Genomic DNA, 14,363 nt, shown 5'->3' on the forward strand with positions numbered 1-14,363 from the left:
GATCTGGGGCACGCCGCGGGGAGCGGGGGGCAGGCCATCGAGGTGGAAGCGGCCGATGGTGCGGTTGCCGGCGGCCATCGGGCGTTCACCCTGCAGGACATGGATCTCCACGCTCGGCTGGCTGTCGCTGGCCGTGCTGAAGGTCTCGCTCTTCTTGGTGGGGATGGTGGTGTTGGCCTCGATGAGCTTGGTCATCACGCCGCCCATGGTCTCGATGCCCAGCGACAGCGGGGTCACGTCGAGCAGCAGCACGTCCTTCACGGTGCCGGCGAGCACGCCGCCCTGGATCGCGGCGCCGATGGCGACGGCCTCGTCCGGGTTCACGTCCTGGCGCGGGTCCTTGCCGAAGAACTCGGCCACCGCGGCCTTGACCTTGGGCATGCGGGTCTGGCCGCCGACCAGGATCACGTCGCTGATGTCGCTGGCGCGCAGGCCGGCGTCATTGAGCGCGACGCGGCAGGGCTCGATGGTCTTCTTCACCAGGTCGTCCACCAGCGCCTCGAGCTTGGCCCGGGTCAGCTTGATGTTCAGGTGCTTCGGGCCCGAGGCGTCGGCGGTGACGTACGGCAGGTTCACTTCGGTCTGCTGGTTCGACGAGAGCTCGATCTTGGCGCGCTCGGCGGCGTCCTTCAGGCGCTGCAGGGCCAGCGGGTCCTTGCGCAGGTCGATGCCCTGCTCCTTGTTGAACTCCTCGACCAGGTAGTCGATGACGCGGGCGTCGAAGTCTTCGCCGCCCAGGAAGGTGTCGCCGTTGGTGGCCAGCACTTCGAACTGCTTCTCGCCGTCGATCTCGGCGATCTCGATGATCGAGACGTCGAAGGTGCCGCCGCCCAGGTCGTAGACCGCGATCTTGCGGTCGCCGCCCTTCTTGTCCATGCCGTAGGCCAGCGCGGCCGCGGTCGGCTCGTTGATGATGCGCTTGACGTCGAGGCCGGCGATGCGGCCGGCGTCCTTGGTGGCCTGGCGCTGGCTGTCGTTGAAGTAGGCCGGCACGGTGATGACCGCCTCGGAGACCGTCTCGCCCAGGTAGGCCTCGGCGGTCTTCTTCATCTTCTCGAGCACCTTGGCCGAGATTTCCTGCGGCGCCATCTTCTTGCCGTCGGCGGTGTTGACCCAGGCGTCGCCATTGTCGTGGGCCAGGATGCCGTAGGGCACCAGGTCGAGGTCCTTCTTGACCTCGGCGTCGGTGAACTTGCGGCCGATCAGGCGCTTGACGGCGTAGAAGGTGTTCTTGGGGTTGGTGACGGCCTGGCGCTTGGCCGAGGCGCCGACGATCACTTCGCCGTCCTTGGTGAACGCGACGATCGAGGGCGTGGTGCGGTCGCCCTCGGAATTCTCGATGACCTTGGCCACGCCGCCTTCCATGACCGACACGCAGCTGTTGGTGGTGCCCAGGTCGATGCCGATGATCTTGCCCATGTGGATGCTCCGTAATTTTCTTGGTGACTGCGGCGTGGGCCGCGGATGGTTCTAAGGTGGGGTTGCGGGTCGGGCCTTCAAGTGGCCGTCACGGCGTCATTCAGCGGCCACGACCACCAGGGCCGGGCGCAGCAGGCGATCGTTGAGGGCATAGCCCTTCTGGAACACCTGCACGACGGTGCCGGCGGCATGGCCGGGCGAGGCGATCTGGCTGATGGCCTGGTGCCACTCGGGGTCGAAGGCCTGGCCGAGCGGGTCGAGCTGGGCCAGGCCGTTGTCCTCGCCCACCTTCAGCAGCTGGCGCAGGGTCAGCTCCAGGCCGTCCTTGAGCGGGCCGGTCTCGGCGCCCGCCGCGGCCAGGCCGGCGTCGAGGCTGTCGAGCACGGGCAGCAGCTGCGAGAGCAGCTTCTCGTTGGCGAAGCGGCGGGCCTGGTCGACGTCGCGGGCCAGGCGCTTGCGCTGGTTGTCGAGCTCGGCGCGCTCGCGCAGGGCTTCCTCGCGGAGGCTGGCCATGGCGGCGCGCAGCTGCTCGAGCTCGTTGTCCAGGCCGTAGTCGTCTTCGGGCGCTTCCGCGCCCGGGGTCGGGTTCTCGTTATGCATGGTTTTCCACTGGCTTCCCCGCGCGGCCCGCGGGCTCGCCCAGCCTTATGGGGCCGGGGTTTCGGGATTCAAGGCGGCCCCGAGCAGGTCGGCGGTGGCCTGCACCATCGGGATCACCCGCTCGTAGGCCATGCGGGTGGGGCCGATGACGCCCAGCACGCCCAGGACCCGGCCGTTGGCGCCATAGGGCGCGGTGACCACCGTGCAGCCGTCCAGCGGGGCCAGGCCGGTTTCCTCGCCGATGAAGACGCGCACGCCCTGGGCGTGGATGGTGCGCTCGAGCAGCTGCAGGATCTCGCGCTTGCGGGCAAAGGCCTCGAACAGCTCGCGCAGGCGGTCGAGGTCGGACAACTCCTGGACCCCCATCAGCCGGGTCTGGCCCGCCAGCAGCATGTCGTCCTGGCCGGGCTCGCCCAGGGCCTGCTCGGACAGTTCGACCGCGGCCGACAGCAGCCGCTCCATCTCGCTGCGGGTGTCGCGCAGGTCGCGCAGCAGGGTGGCGCGGATCTCGTGCAGGCTGCGGCCGGCGAAGTGGGCGTTGAGGAAATTGGCGGTCTGCTCGAGCTCGGACGGGGTGTAGGCCCGGCGCGGGGTGATGATGCGGTTCTGCACCTCGTTGTCGGTGAAGACCAGGATCACCAGCACGCGCTGGGCGTCCAGCGCCACGAAGTCGATGTGGCGGAAGGCGAACTGGCCGCGCTGCGGCACGGTGACCACGCCGACGAACTGGCTCATCGCCGACAGCAGCTCGCTGGTGTTCGACAGCAGGGCCTGGGTGCCGGCGCCGGCCGCCAGGTTGGCGCGCATCTGGCTGACCTCGGCCTCCTGCACGGGCTTGACCTGCAGCAGGCTGTCGACGAACACGCGGTAGCCCTGCGCGGTCGGGATGCGGCCGGCGGAGGCGTGCGGCGCGGCCACCAGGCCGATTTCCTCGAGGTCGGCCATGATGTTGCGGATGGTGGCGGGGCTGACGTCCAGGCCCGAGCTGCGCGCCAGCGTGCGCGAGCCCACCGGTTCCCCGTCGCGGATGTGCTGGGAGATCAGGGTGCGCAGCAGGCGGCGGGCGCGGGGGTCGAGGCTCAGGTCCATCCGCCATAGATAAGGCCCGGCGGGCGGCGGCGCAAGCCGCCCGTTGCCTACCCCACGCCGGGCGGTCCACTGCTGGACCCGGCGACGGGGGCAGCTAAACCTGCGCGGATTCAGGCAAAATCGCCCGGCCCATGATCAGCCATCTCACGCTCAAGGATTTTGCCGTCGTCAGCGCCGCCGAACTGGCCTTCGGGCCCGGCATGACCGTTGTTTCCGGGGAAACCGGCGCCGGCAAGTCGCTGCTGGTCGACGCCCTGATGTGGCTCACCGGCGCCCGCGCCGATGCCGGCATCGTCCGCTTCGGCGCCGAACGCGCCGAACTGGCGGCCGAGTTCCGGCTCGACGACGCGCCCGCCGCGCGCGACTGGCTGCGCGATAACGAGCTCGACGAGGGCGACGCCTGCCAGCTGCGCCGGGTCATCCGCGCCGACGGCGGCTCCCGCGCCTGGATCAACGGCCGGCCGGCGACCCTGGGCCAGCTGTCCGAGCTGGGCGGGCGCCTGGTCGAGATCCACGGCCAGCACGAACACCAGGCCCTGCTCGACCGCGGCCAGCAGTTGGCCCTGCTCGATGCCTTCGGCCAGCACGAATCCCTGCTGGCCGAGGTCGGCCGGCTGGCCCGCGACTGGGCCGCCCTGGACCGCGAGCTGGGTGAACTGGCCCGCGCCGGCGACGTCGGCGAGCGCGTGGCCTGGCTGCAGCACCAGGTCGACGAGCTGGCCGGGGAAAACCTCGACCCGGCCGAGCTGGACGAACTGCAGGCCGCGCACCGCCGCCAGGCCAACGCCGCCGGCCTGCTGCAGGGCTGCGAATCGGCGCTGGCGCGGCTGGCCGGCGACGACGGCCTGTCGCTGGGCCGCGCCCTGCACCAGGTGGGCGCCGAACTGGGCCGCCTGAGCGCCGACGAACCGCGCCTGGCCGAGGTGGTGTCGCTGCTCGAGTCGGCCGGGATCCAGCTGGCCGAGGCCGGCGCCGGGCTCGAACGCATCCGCGACGACTTCGACCTCGACCCCGCCCGCCTGCAGCAGCTCGAGGACCGCCTGTCCCGCCTGCACGAGCTGGCCCGCAAGCACCGCGTCCCCTTCGACGGCCTGGCCGCACGCCGCGACGCGCTGCAGGCCGAGCTGGACGACCTGGCCGGCGCCACCGAACGGGGCGAGCGCCTGGCCCGGGCCCTGGCCACGGCGTCGCAGGCCTGGCAGGCCGCGGCGACCCGGCTGGGCCAGGCCCGCGCCGGCGCCGGGCAGCGCCTGGGCGCCAGCGTCGCCGCGCTGATGGCCGAACTGGGCATGGGCGGCGGCGTGTTCAGCGTCGCCCTGGAGCCGCTGGACAGCACCCGTCCCACCCCGTCGGGCGCCGAGCGCTGCGAATTCATGGTCTCGGCCAACCCGGGCCAGCCGCCGCGGCCGCTGCGCAAGGTCGCCTCGGGCGGCGAGCTGGCGCGCATCAGCCTGGCCATCGAGGTCGCGGCCCTGGGCCTGGACGCCGTGCCGACGATGGTCTTCGACGAGGTCGACACCGGCATCGGCGGCGCCGTGGCCGAGGTGGTGGGCCAGAAGCTGCGGGCCCTGGGCGCCGAGCGCCAGGTGCTGTGCGTGACCCACCTGCCCCAGGTCGCGGCCCAGGGCCACCATCATTTCCAGGTCAGCAAGGCCGTCGCCGGCGACGCCACCCACAGCGCCGTGCTGCCGCTGGACGACAAGGCCCGCGTGGAAGAGCTCGCCCGCATGCTGGGCGGCGTCGAAATCACCAAGGAAGTCCGCGCCAACGCCCGCCAGATGCTTTCCCGCGCCCAGCAGGGCTAGAGCGGTTCAGCCACGGATGGACACGGAAAGACACGGATAAAGCGAAAGCGAATTTTGGCCGGGGTTCGCCAGTCGCGCGCACCACGCACAAACCCGGAACAGCCAGCGATCCACTGGCTTTTATCCGTGGTTATCCGTGTTCATCCGTGGCTAAAAACTACTTCTTTTTCTTGGCGCGGACATACAGCACCAGGGCGTGCTCTTCGATCACGTAGCCATGCTTGGCGGCGATCTCGTGCTGGAGGCGTTCGATCTCCGGGCTGGTGAACTCGATGATCTTGCCGGTGTCGACGTCGACCATGTGGTCGTGGTGCTGGCCGCGGTCGAGTTCGTAGACGGCCTGGCCGCCCTCGAAGTTGTGCTTGAGCACCAGGCCCGCCGCCTCGAACTGGGTCAGCACCCGGTACACCGTGGCCAGGCCGATGTCGTCGCCGTTCTCGAGCAGCTGGCGATAGATGTCCTCGGCCGTCAGGTGGCGCGGGCTGGAGGTCTCCAGCACGTCGAGGATGCGGATTCGGGGGTGCGTGACCTTGAGGCCGGCCTTGCGCAGGTCCGTCGATTCCATGGGATCTCCTGAATGCTGTCCGTCGCGATGTGCACGGCGGCCGGCTGGCGGCCGCGGGGCTTAGTGTATCATCGGCCGGTCACCGATCCGGATCAGCACGCAATGCGCAAGGCCTTGACGCTCCTCGTCTTCACCCTGTTCTTCACCGGCTGTGGACTCATCTACCGGCAGCCCGTGTTCCAGGGCAACCTGCTCGAGTCCAAGAACGTCGAGCAGCTGAAGGCCGGCATGACCCGCCAGCAGGTCTTCAGCCTGCTCGGCTCGCCGCCGGTCGCCGACCCGTTCCACCAGGATCGCTGGGACTACGTCGCCACCGAGCGCCGTCGCCGCGGCGACACCGAGATCAAGAACCTGACCCTGTGGTTCGAAGGCGAGACCCTCGCCCGCTGGGAAGGCGAGTATTTCCCGGAGGCCGACCAGGCCCTGGCCATCGAGATGCGCCGCTTCGGCAACCTCGCCCGCGACAAGGACAAGCCGCGCCAGCCGCGTCCGCAGGGCAACTGATTTCCCACCGGGCGCCTCGGCGCCCGGTGCGTCCACCCCGCCGTCCGACGCGCCCCGCGCGCGCCGCTCAGGCCTTTCCCGCCGACTTCGCCCGTTCGCGCCGCGCCTGCTTGGGATCGGCGACCAGCGGCCGCAGCACCTCGACCCGATCGCCGTCGTGCAGCGCCGACGCCAGCGTGGCCGTGCGGCCGAAGATGGCCAGCATCGACGGATCCACCGCCAGCCCCGGCACCTTCGCCGGCAGGTCCGCGGCCGCCAGCGCGTCGGCCACCCGCGCCCCCGCCGCCAGCGACACCGGCACCCGCCAGCAGCGGTCCACCAGCGCGTACACCACCTCGATCCGCAGCGTCGCCGCAGCGCTCACGCCCGGTCGGCCTCGCGGCAGAAGTCGTCGACCATCTTGTCGGCCAGGCCCTGGAAGCCGAGGGCCAGGGCCGTGCCCAGCACCGCGCCGGCGACGTCGAAGTCCAGGGTCAGCGACACCTTGCAGGCATCCTCGGCCAGGCTGTGGAACTGCCACAGGCCGGTGAACTTGCGGAACGGGCCCTCGACCAGCTGCAGCTCGATCCGGTTCGGCGGCTCGAGCGTGTTGCGGGTGCTGAAGCTGGTGCGCAGCCCGGCCACGGTGAGGTCCAGTCTCGCCAGCATGTGGCGGTCGCTGGACTCGAAGACCTCGGAGCCCTCGCACCAGGCGAAGCGCTCGGGATAGCTGGCCACGTCGTTGACCAGGGTGTACATGCGCAGGGCCGAGTGGCGGACCAGGGCGTGTCGGTGGATGCTCGTCATCGGGCCTCGGGTGCTGTGCCCTCCCCCAGCCGGCCCGCGATGGGCGACAATGCCCGCCAAGGAAGGAACATGTCGAAGAACAACGCCAAGAATACCGGAAGCGGCAAGGACAAGGCGGGCGCCCCCAAGACGATCGCCCTGAACCGCAGCGCGCGCCACGATTACCACCTCGAGGACCGCTACGAGGCGGGCATCGCCCTGCAGGGCTGGGAGCTCAAGTCGATCCGCGCCGGCCGCATGAACATGGGCGACGCCTACGCGCTGGTCAAGGGCGGCGAGATCTTCCTGTTCGGGTCGCAGATCACCCCGCTCAGCCAGGCCTCCACCCACGTCGTCGCCGACGACCGCCGCACCCGCAAGCTGCTGATGCACCGGCACGAGATCGACAAGCTGATCGGCTACATCGAGCGCGAGGGCTACACCCTCATCCCGACCGCCGTGTACTGGAAGGGCAACAAGGTGAAGCTGGAGCTGGCCCTGGCCAAGGGCAAGCAGGCCCACGACAAGCGCCAGGCCAGCAAGGACCGCGACTGGCAGCGCGACAAGCAGCGCGTGATGCGCAAGCACAACAAGGACGCCTGAGGGCTGCCGATGCCGAGGCCGGACTGGCGTGCCCTGCTCTCGCTGCGCGGCCGCCTGGGCCGCGGGGCGTTCTGGTGGCAGTCGCTGCTGCTCGCGCTCGGATTCGCACTGGCCTTCCTGGCCCTCGAGGCCACCCTGGGGCGGACGGCGACCTGGCTGGTTTATCCGCCGGCGTTCTGGCTGGCCCTGCGGCTGGGCGTGCGCCGCTACCACGACCTGGGGCGATCGGGCGCCTGGCTGCTGTGCCTGCTGGTCCCGCTCCTGGGGCCGCTGTGGGTGGCGGTGGAACTGCTGCTGCGCGGCGGCCGGCGCGAAACCAACCGCTTCGGCGCGCCGATCGAAGGCAGGCGCCACGATTACCACCGGGTGCCCTGAACATGGCCGAGTCCAATCCCCTGCTGATCAATGACGTCACCGGGCTCAATCCGGTGCCGGTCTGGGCCGTGGCCAGGCCCGAGACCGTGGCCGAGGTGCAGGACGCCGTGCGCCGCGCCAGCGGCCCGGTCTCGATCGGTGGCGGACGCTTCAGCATGGGGGGCCAGGTCGCCAGCCCCGGCAGCCTGCACGTGGACATGCGGGCGATGAACCGGATCGTGGCCTTCTGGCCGATGGAAAAGCGCATCCGCGTCCAGGCCGGCATCCGCTGGTGCGACATCCAGGCCTTCATCGATCCGCACGGGCTGTCGGTCAAGACGATGCAGAGCTACGCCAACTTCACCGTCGGCGGCTCGCTCAGCGTGAATGCGCATGGCCGCTACATGGGCCTTGGCCCGGTGGTGCTGTCGGTGCGCGCCATCACCCTGGTCCTGGCCGACGGCGAGCGCGTGGAGGCCAGCCGGGGCGAGAACAGCGAGCTGTTCCATGCCGCCATCGGCGGCTACGGCGGCATCGGCATCATCGTCGAGGCCGAGCTCGACCTCGCCGACAACGTGCGCATGGAGCGGGTCTGCCGCAAGATGCCGGCGGCCGACTACCTGGCCTTTTTCCGGGCCCAGGTACGCAGCGACCGCCAGGCGATCTTCCACAACGCAGACCTGTATCCGCCGGAATACCGCCGGCTGCGCGCGGTCACCTGGCGCCAGACCGAGGACGAAGCCACCGAGCCTCGCCGCCTGATGCCGCCGCAGCCGAGCTACCCGCTGCAGAAGTATTTCCTCTGGGCCGTCACGGAATCACCGTTCGGGAAGTGGCGGCGCGAGTACCTGGTCGATCCGCTGCTGTTCGCCGGGCGCAAGGTCTGCTGGCGCAATTTCGAGGCCGGCTACGACGTCGCCGAGCTCGAGCCGGCGTCGCGGCTGTTCACCACCTACGTGCTGCAGGAGTACTTCGTCCCGATCGACCGGTTCGACGAATTCACCGCGAGGATGGGCGAGATCCTCCGCCGGCACCGGGTCAACATGCTCAACGTCTCGGTGCGGCATGCGGTGGCCGACCCCGGCACGCTGCTGTCCTGGGCGCGCGAGGAGTGCTTCGCCTTCGTGCTCTATTACAAGCAGCGGGTGCGCGCCAACGCCCGCGACCGCGTCGCGGTGTGGACGCGTGAACTCGTGGAAGCCGCGATCGCATGCGGCGGCTGCCACTACCTGCCCTACCAGGCCCACGCCACCGACGACCAGTTCCATCGCGCCTACCCCCGGGCACGCGAGTTCTTCGCGCTCAAGCAGCGGGTGGACCCCGGCTTCCGGTTCCGGAACGTGCTGTGGGACAAGTACTACGCGCCGACCGTCCTGCCGCCGCCGGCGCAGGCCGTGGCCACCGACAGCGAATTCCACGCCGTCTACGGCGAGACCGGAAGCCAGGATGCCTTCTATCGCTTCCTGCAGAACGTCTACCGCCTCTATCCGGAGGACCGCTTCCACACCCTGATCCGCCAGGCCTGCGCCGACCACCCGGGCGACGAAGCGATCTACCGCCAGCTGCAGCACCAGCTGCCGGGCATCAAGCCCTTCCTGGCCGACCTGCGCTTCGCGCTGCCGTCGCTGGCCAAGCAGAAGCGCGAAATGGTGCAGCAGACCCTGCGCATCCTCGGCGAGCGCCGGCGCTTCGATGGTTATGTCGAGATCGGCACCACCGGCCGCTATGTCCGCAGCCTGCGCAGGGCGCTCGAGCTGTCCGGCGACGTGGTGATCGTCAACGACGTGGCGCCGGGCAACGGGCCGGTCGACCTGGTCGAGCGCGGCCAGCTGCGCCAGGCCGGCCGTTTCCACCCGATGGACTACCGCGCCATTCCCGCGCACGTGGTGGCCGATGCCAGCGTGGACCTGGTGAGCTGCTACATCGGCCTGCACCACTGCCCGCCGGACACCCTGGACGAGTTCGTGGCTTCGATCGCGCGCATGCTGCGGCCCGGCGGCGTGTTCCTGCTGCGCGACCACGACGTGGCCACGCCGGCGATGGACAAGTTCGTGGCGCTGGCGCACACGGTCTTCAACGCCGGCCTGGGCGTCGACTGGCGGGTCAACCGCGACGAGCTGCGCTACTTCGCGCCGCTGCAGCGCTGGATCGACCTGCTGGCGGCGCATGGACTGCGTGACAGCGGCCAGCGGCTGCTGCAGGACAACGACCCGTCGATCAACACCCTGCTCGCCTTCACCAAGGACTGAGGAGAACGCCATGCGCGCCTTCGGATGGACCCTGCTGCTGGCGCTGTGCTGCGGCCTCGCGCACGCCGCCGGGCCGGCGACCCCCGAGGCCGATCGCCGCGGCGAGGACCAGACCTTCCTGACCTACCCGGAATGGTTCCTGGTCTACAGCCCGGACGAATACGCCGACTACCTGGCCGAGGACCGGCCACCCAGCGAGTTCCCCTACTTCGGCCACCTGGTGCAGTTCTGGCAGGCCTACCGCGCGCTGGCCGCGCGCACCGCGGAGGCCTACGCGTTCAATGGCGAGTACCACACCATGATCGGCGTCATCGGCGTCAGCACGTCGATCGAATACGGGATCAAGTCGGCCTATGAACTCACCATCGGCCGGGTGACCGAGGCCACGCGCGGCGCCGGACCGACCGCCGAGGACCGGCTGGCCGCCGAGGTGGCGCGCGACTACGTCGATTTCCTCGATCGCCAGCCCTGGTACGAGTACGACTACGGGCATCGCCTGCGCCAGCTGTGGACCGACACGCCCTGGACCGGCCCGGACATGCTGCGCAAGCTCGAGCGCCGTTATTTCCTGACCACCGAGTTCGCCGCCAAGGCGATCTATGCCCGGCTCATCGGCTGGGGCGCCGCCTCCAGCTTCGACAAGCCCAAGCCCGAGACGCTCGCCCTGGTGGCCGGACTGGCGGACGACGCGCCGCTGCCCCCGGACGTTCGCCGGGTCGGGCACCACCCGGACGGCCAACTGCTGGCGCTCCCGCGTTACCAGCCCTTCACGCCGGCGGCGCTGGCGCTGGCGCGCGACGGCGGCCGCTTCATCGAGATCGCAGGCAACCGCGACGCAATCCTGGTCACCGCGCTGGCGCCGGCGGACTGGCAGCCCGACGCCGCCTGGCCGCATGCCCTGCTGTTCCGCCAGCCGGTGCTGACCCGGCCCGCGCAGCACCGGATCGCGGTGGCCGTGCCCGTGGCCGAGCTCGGACCGCTGCTGGAACGCGCGGCCTCCCCGCCGCTGGTCCTGGAACACGTCTACGACTACTGAGGCCGGCGGCGAAGCATTCAGCTTCCGCCTTGTGGCCGCCGGGGAGTGGCCCCATACTTCGGGCATCGGTTGATCGATGTGTTCCCAACGTTTCCGGGGGTGTCCTGGCTTCGACGGGGGTTGCAAAGTCGACTGGTGCATGCCGAGGGGGTAGCTTTCCTCGTTAATCCAGCTGCAAAACTTAGTTGCCAACGACGACAACTACGCTCTCGCCGCTTAAGGCGTAAGCCCCGAACCCACTTGTGCCCGTGCTCGTGGATGTAGGGTCATTATCACGGAACAGCTGCCGGCGGCGACCCGCCAACCGGTAGTGAACTTAGCGGGTGTGGACGACGGTGTGCCTCGCACGTTGTGTTGCCGTCGTACGAGAATCAACAACGCGCTAAGCATGTAGTACCGGAGATGGCGTGCTCTCGGACGGGGGTTCAACTCCCCCCACCTCCACCAAACACGACAACGCCGCCCACCCGGGCGGCGTTGTCGTTTGCGGCGGCCGCCGGACCCGGCAGGAATTTGATCTGGCGCATGGCGTGGCGCCTGGAAGGTGGTACCTTGCCGCTATCCGCCCAATGAACCACCCCACATGCCCCAGGGCCCGCGCAGCGCCGCAGTGATCGCCCGGTTGGCCTTGGGGATCGGGCTGGTCGCCACCGCCCTCGGCGCCTGGCAGGTCAAGCGCGACATCGAGCGTGATGCCCGGGCCCAGATGGGCTTCGCGGCCGAGCAGGTGTCCATCAAGATCGGCGAACGCCTGCGCGCCTACGAGATGATCCTGCGTGGCGGCGCGGGCCTGTTCGCGGGAAGCAACGACGTGTCCCGGGAGGACTGGCGGCGCTTCGTCGAGGAGTTCCAGGCCAGCGCGCTGGTCCCGGGCGTCCAGGGCATCGGCTTCGCCCGCGCGATCGCGCCCGACCAACTGGCGGCGCACGAGGCCGCGGTGCGCGCCGAGGGATTCCCCGACTACCGCGTGCGGCCCGAGGGGCCGCGCGAGTTGTACACGTCGATCCTGTACCTCGAGCCATTCCGCGACCGCAACCTGCGCGCCTTCGGCTACGACATGTACTCCGAACCGGTGCGCCGGGCGGCCATGGTCCAGGCCCGCGACACCGGCGAGGCCGCGCTGTCGGGCAAGGTGGTGCTGGTGCAGGAAACCGAGGCCCAGGTCCAGCCCGGCACCCTGATGTACGTGGCGGTCTATGACCCGTCGCGCCCCACCGATACGCCGGAACAGCGGCGCGACGCCCTGCTCGGCTGGGCCTACAGCCCCTATCGCATGAACGACCTGATGGCCGGTTTGCTGCAGGGCTGGCAAAGCGAGGACGGCCGCTACCTGCACCTGCGCATCTACGACGGCGAATCGATCGATCCGGCCAGCCTGCTGTTCGACAGCGCGGCAGAGGAAGGCCTGGCCACTGCGCCGGCGGCCAGCGACGCCGCCCTGGCCGCCCGCCGGACGCTGCGCTTCCACGGCCGCCCCTGGCGGCTGGAATTCAGCCGCAGCGCGGCGGCACCCGGCATCAGCTACCTGCCGGCCTGGCTCACGGCCCTCGGTGGGCTGCTGCTCACCGGGCTGCTTTACGGGCTGCTGGTTTCGCTGTCGCGCACGCGCGAACACGGCCTGCAGCTGGCCCACACCCTCACCGAGGCCGTGCTGCGTCGCGAGAAGCAGCTCGAGGAAAGCGAGTTCCGCTGGCGCTTTGCGCTCGAAGGCTCCGGCAGCGGCCTCTGGGACTGGAACCTCGCGGACGACACCGTGTGGTACTCCAGCCGCTTCAAGCAGATGCTCGGCCATGCCGATGACGACTTCGGCGACGGCCTGGAGGCGTGGTCCGGGCGTATCCATCCGGAGGACCGCGAGCGCACCCTGGCGGCGGCCAACGACTACCTGGCCGGCCGGACCACGCTCTATTCCTGTGAGCACCGCCTGCGCCACAAGGACGGGCACTACGTGTGGGTGCTGGGCCGCGGCATGGTGGTGGACCGCGACGCCGGCGGCAAGCCCCGGCGCATGATCGGCACCGACGCCGACATCAGCGCCAGCAAGGCCCTCGAGGCCTCGCTCCGGCACAGCCAGGCCGAACTCGAGGAAGCCCAGCGGATCGCCGAGTTCGCCAGCTGGACGCTCGAACGCGACAGTGGCCGGGTCACCTGGACGCCGCAGCTGTTCCACATGCTCGGGCTGCCGCCCGATCCCGGGGGGAAAGCCCCGCCCTTCGACACCCACCACCGATTTTTCAGCAGGGAAAGCCACGCCGCGCTGTCGGCGGCGGTCGAGCGGCTGCTCGCGGACGGCACGCCCTATGAACTGGAGCTCGAGATGATTCGCGCCGACGGCAGCCACGGCTGGATGCTGGCCCGCGGCGAGCCGGTGCGCGACGCCGAGGGCCGCGTCACCGGCATCCACGGCGTCGCCACCGACATCACCGCGCGCAACCAGGCCCGGCGGCAGATCGAACAGCTCAACCGGCTGTACGCCGCGCTCAGCGAATGCAACTGGGCGATCGTGCACTGCGCCAGCGAGCCCGAGCTGCTCGAGCGCGTCTGCGACGTCCTGGTGCGCCACGGCGGCATCGACACCGCCTGGGTCGGGCTGCTCGACCCGGCCACCGGCGCGGTGCGGTCCGGACATGCCCGCGGCGAAGGGGCCGCCGAGGCCGCGGCGCTGCCGGCCTCGGCCGACCCGGGCGAACCGGCCGGCCGCGGCCCGTTCGGCACCGCGGCGCGCGAGCTGCGACCGGTCTGGGTGGACGAACTGATGGCCGACCTGCCCCCCGGGGCCTGGCGCGAGGCCGCGACCCATCGCGGCTGGCGCTCGGCCGCGTTCCTGCCCCTGCGGCGCGGGCGCGAGGCCTTCGCCGTGCTCAGCCTGTTCTCCACCGAGACCGGCTGGGGCGATGCCAACCTCCGCCAGCTGGTCGAGCAGATCGGTTCGAACGTCAACTTCGCCGTCGAGAAACTGGGCATCGAGTCCGAAGCCAGGACATTCCGCCGGCAGCAGAACGAGGCCGCCGACCGCTTCCGGCTGCTGGTCGAGCAGTCCCGCGTCGGGGCCTTCATCATGCAGGACGGCGTGATCCGCTACGCCAACCTGCGCGCCGGCGAGATCCTGGGCCTGCCGGGCCCGGATGGATTGATCGGGCGTCGTCTCGATGACCTCGCCGATCCCGAGCACCGCGACAGCATTGGCCGGGTGCTGGCCGACCTGACCGGCGGCCGCGTGCGGGCGGCGAAGGCCGAGTTCAGCGCGCCGCGGCCGGACGGCAGCCGCGTCCGGATCGGCGTCAACGCGACGCTGGCCACCGACGGTGAACAGGCCCCCGTGCTGGGCCTGCTCGAGGAGCCGGCCGAGCGCCGGCCGGCGGCAGGCGCCTAGG

General features: G+C 70.4%; 13 protein-coding genes and 1 other RNA gene. 8 read left to right on the plus strand and 6 right to left on the minus strand.

The genetic code is table 11. The features are described from left to right. The 3 genes from dnaK to hrcA all read right to left on the minus strand — a co-directional run. On the minus strand, positions 1-1,419 hold a 1,419-nt coding region (dnaK, locus tag VFQ84_RS10790; RefSeq protein ID WP_325131636.1), incomplete at its 3' end, for a molecular chaperone DnaK. A gap of 96 nt (positions 1,420-1,515) precedes the next feature. Further along, complete coding sequence (gene grpE / locus VFQ84_RS10795) at positions 1,516-2,019, minus strand: nucleotide exchange factor GrpE (RefSeq protein WP_325131637.1); 504 nt, start codon at positions 2,017-2,019, stop codon at positions 1,516-1,518. A 45-nt stretch (positions 2,020-2,064) separates the two neighbouring features. Beyond that, on the minus strand, positions 2,065-3,108 hold the full coding sequence (gene hrcA, locus VFQ84_RS10800) for a heat-inducible transcriptional repressor HrcA (RefSeq protein ID WP_325131638.1): 1,044 nt from the start codon (positions 3,106-3,108) through the stop codon (positions 2,065-2,067). 131 nt (positions 3,109-3,239) lie between these two features. On the opposite strand from hrcA, the gene recN reads away from it, so the two are divergent. Further along, positions 3,240-4,913 carry a DNA repair protein RecN gene (gene recN, locus VFQ84_RS10805; RefSeq protein WP_325131639.1) on the plus strand — a complete coding sequence of 558 codons (1,674 nt, stop codon included), beginning with the start codon at positions 3,240-3,242 and terminating at the stop codon, positions 4,911-4,913. Positions 4,914-5,070: 157 nt separating this feature from the next. Here the strand turns inward: recN and fur are convergent, their stop codons facing one another. Next, a complete protein-coding gene (fur, locus tag VFQ84_RS10810; protein WP_034211001.1) occupies positions 5,071-5,478 on the minus strand; it encodes a ferric iron uptake transcriptional regulator in 408 nt (135 codons plus the stop codon). A gap of 102 nt (positions 5,479-5,580) precedes the next feature. On the opposite strand from fur, the gene VFQ84_RS10815 reads away from it, so the two are divergent. After that, complete coding sequence (locus tag VFQ84_RS10815) at positions 5,581-5,982, plus strand: outer membrane protein assembly factor BamE (RefSeq protein WP_325131640.1); 402 nt, start codon at positions 5,581-5,583, stop codon at positions 5,980-5,982. Positions 5,983-6,049: 67 nt separating this feature from the next. On the opposite strand, the gene VFQ84_RS10820 is transcribed toward VFQ84_RS10815, so the two are convergent. After that, a complete protein-coding gene (locus tag VFQ84_RS10820) occupies positions 6,050-6,346 on the minus strand; it encodes an RnfH family protein (protein ID WP_325131641.1) in 297 nt (98 codons plus the stop codon). Then, positions 6,343-6,768 (minus strand): type II toxin-antitoxin system RatA family toxin, encoded by a 426-nt coding sequence (locus tag VFQ84_RS10825; RefSeq protein ID WP_325131642.1) that lies wholly within the window; start codon positions 6,766-6,768, stop codon positions 6,343-6,345. Before VFQ84_RS10825 ends, VFQ84_RS10820 begins: the two co-directional genes overlap by 4 nt. Positions 6,769-6,837: 69 nt before the next feature. Here VFQ84_RS10825 and smpB point away from each other — a divergent pair, with 69 nt between their 5' ends. The 6 genes from smpB to VFQ84_RS10855 all read left to right on the plus strand — a co-directional run bounded on the left by smpB (position 6,838) and on the right by VFQ84_RS10855 (position 14,362). Continuing rightward, on the plus strand, positions 6,838-7,350 hold the full coding sequence (gene smpB / locus VFQ84_RS10830) for an SsrA-binding protein SmpB (RefSeq protein WP_325131643.1): 513 nt from the start codon (positions 6,838-6,840) through the stop codon (positions 7,348-7,350). 9 nt (positions 7,351-7,359) lie between these two features. Further along, a complete protein-coding gene (locus VFQ84_RS10835) occupies positions 7,360-7,725 on the plus strand; it encodes a DUF805 domain-containing protein (RefSeq protein WP_325131644.1) in 366 nt (121 codons plus the stop codon). 2 nt (positions 7,726-7,727) lie between these two features. Then, positions 7,728-9,953, plus strand: a complete 2,226-nt coding sequence (locus tag VFQ84_RS10840) for an FAD-binding protein (protein WP_325131645.1) — start codon at positions 7,728-7,730, stop codon at positions 9,951-9,953. Between the two features lie 10 nt (positions 9,954-9,963). After that, a complete protein-coding gene (locus tag VFQ84_RS10845) occupies positions 9,964-10,989 on the plus strand; it encodes a hypothetical protein (protein ID WP_325131646.1) in 1,026 nt (341 codons plus the stop codon). A 95-nt stretch (positions 10,990-11,084) separates the two neighbouring features. Next, positions 11,085-11,436, plus strand: a transfer-messenger RNA (tmRNA) gene (gene ssrA, locus VFQ84_RS10850). Between the two features lie 136 nt (positions 11,437-11,572). Continuing rightward, positions 11,573-14,362, plus strand: a complete 2,790-nt coding sequence (locus tag VFQ84_RS10855) for a CHASE domain-containing protein (RefSeq protein WP_325131647.1) — start codon at positions 11,573-11,575, stop codon at positions 14,360-14,362. The last annotated feature ends 1 nt before the right edge of the window (position 14,363 follow it).

The sequence above is a fragment of the Arenimonas sp. genome (assembly GCF_035721105.1).
Classification (GTDB): Bacteria; Pseudomonadota; Gammaproteobacteria; order Xanthomonadales; family Xanthomonadaceae; genus Arenimonas.

Excerpts from the sequence above, each read along its gene's own strand:
- grpE (WP_325131637.1), bottom strand. The coding sequence starts at position 2,019 with ATGCATAACGAGAACCCGACCCCGGGCGCGGAAGCGCCCGAAGACGAC.
- VFQ84_RS10845 (WP_325131646.1), top strand. The coding sequence starts at position 9,964 with ATGCGCGCCTTCGGATGGACCCTGCTGCTGGCGCTGTGCTGCGGCCTC.
- smpB (WP_325131643.1), top strand. The coding sequence starts at position 6,838 with ATGTCGAAGAACAACGCCAAGAATACCGGAAGCGGCAAGGACAAGGCG.
- VFQ84_RS10840 (WP_325131645.1), top strand. The coding sequence starts at position 7,728 with ATGGCCGAGTCCAATCCCCTGCTGATCAATGACGTCACCGGGCTCAAT.
- VFQ84_RS10825 (WP_325131642.1), bottom strand. The coding sequence starts at position 6,768 with ATGACGAGCATCCACCGACACGCCCTGGTCCGCCACTCGGCCCTGCGC.
- VFQ84_RS10835 (WP_325131644.1), top strand. The coding sequence starts at position 7,360 with ATGCCGAGGCCGGACTGGCGTGCCCTGCTCTCGCTGCGCGGCCGCCTG.
- VFQ84_RS10855 (WP_325131647.1), top strand. The coding sequence starts at position 11,573 with ATGCCCCAGGGCCCGCGCAGCGCCGCAGTGATCGCCCGGTTGGCCTTG.
- recN (WP_325131639.1), top strand. The coding sequence starts at position 3,240 with ATGATCAGCCATCTCACGCTCAAGGATTTTGCCGTCGTCAGCGCCGCC.
- hrcA (WP_325131638.1), bottom strand. The coding sequence starts at position 3,108 with ATGGACCTGAGCCTCGACCCCCGCGCCCGCCGCCTGCTGCGCACCCTG.
- VFQ84_RS10815 (WP_325131640.1), top strand. The coding sequence starts at position 5,581 with ATGCGCAAGGCCTTGACGCTCCTCGTCTTCACCCTGTTCTTCACCGGC.
- fur (WP_034211001.1), bottom strand. The coding sequence starts at position 5,478 with ATGGAATCGACGGACCTGCGCAAGGCCGGCCTCAAGGTCACGCACCCC.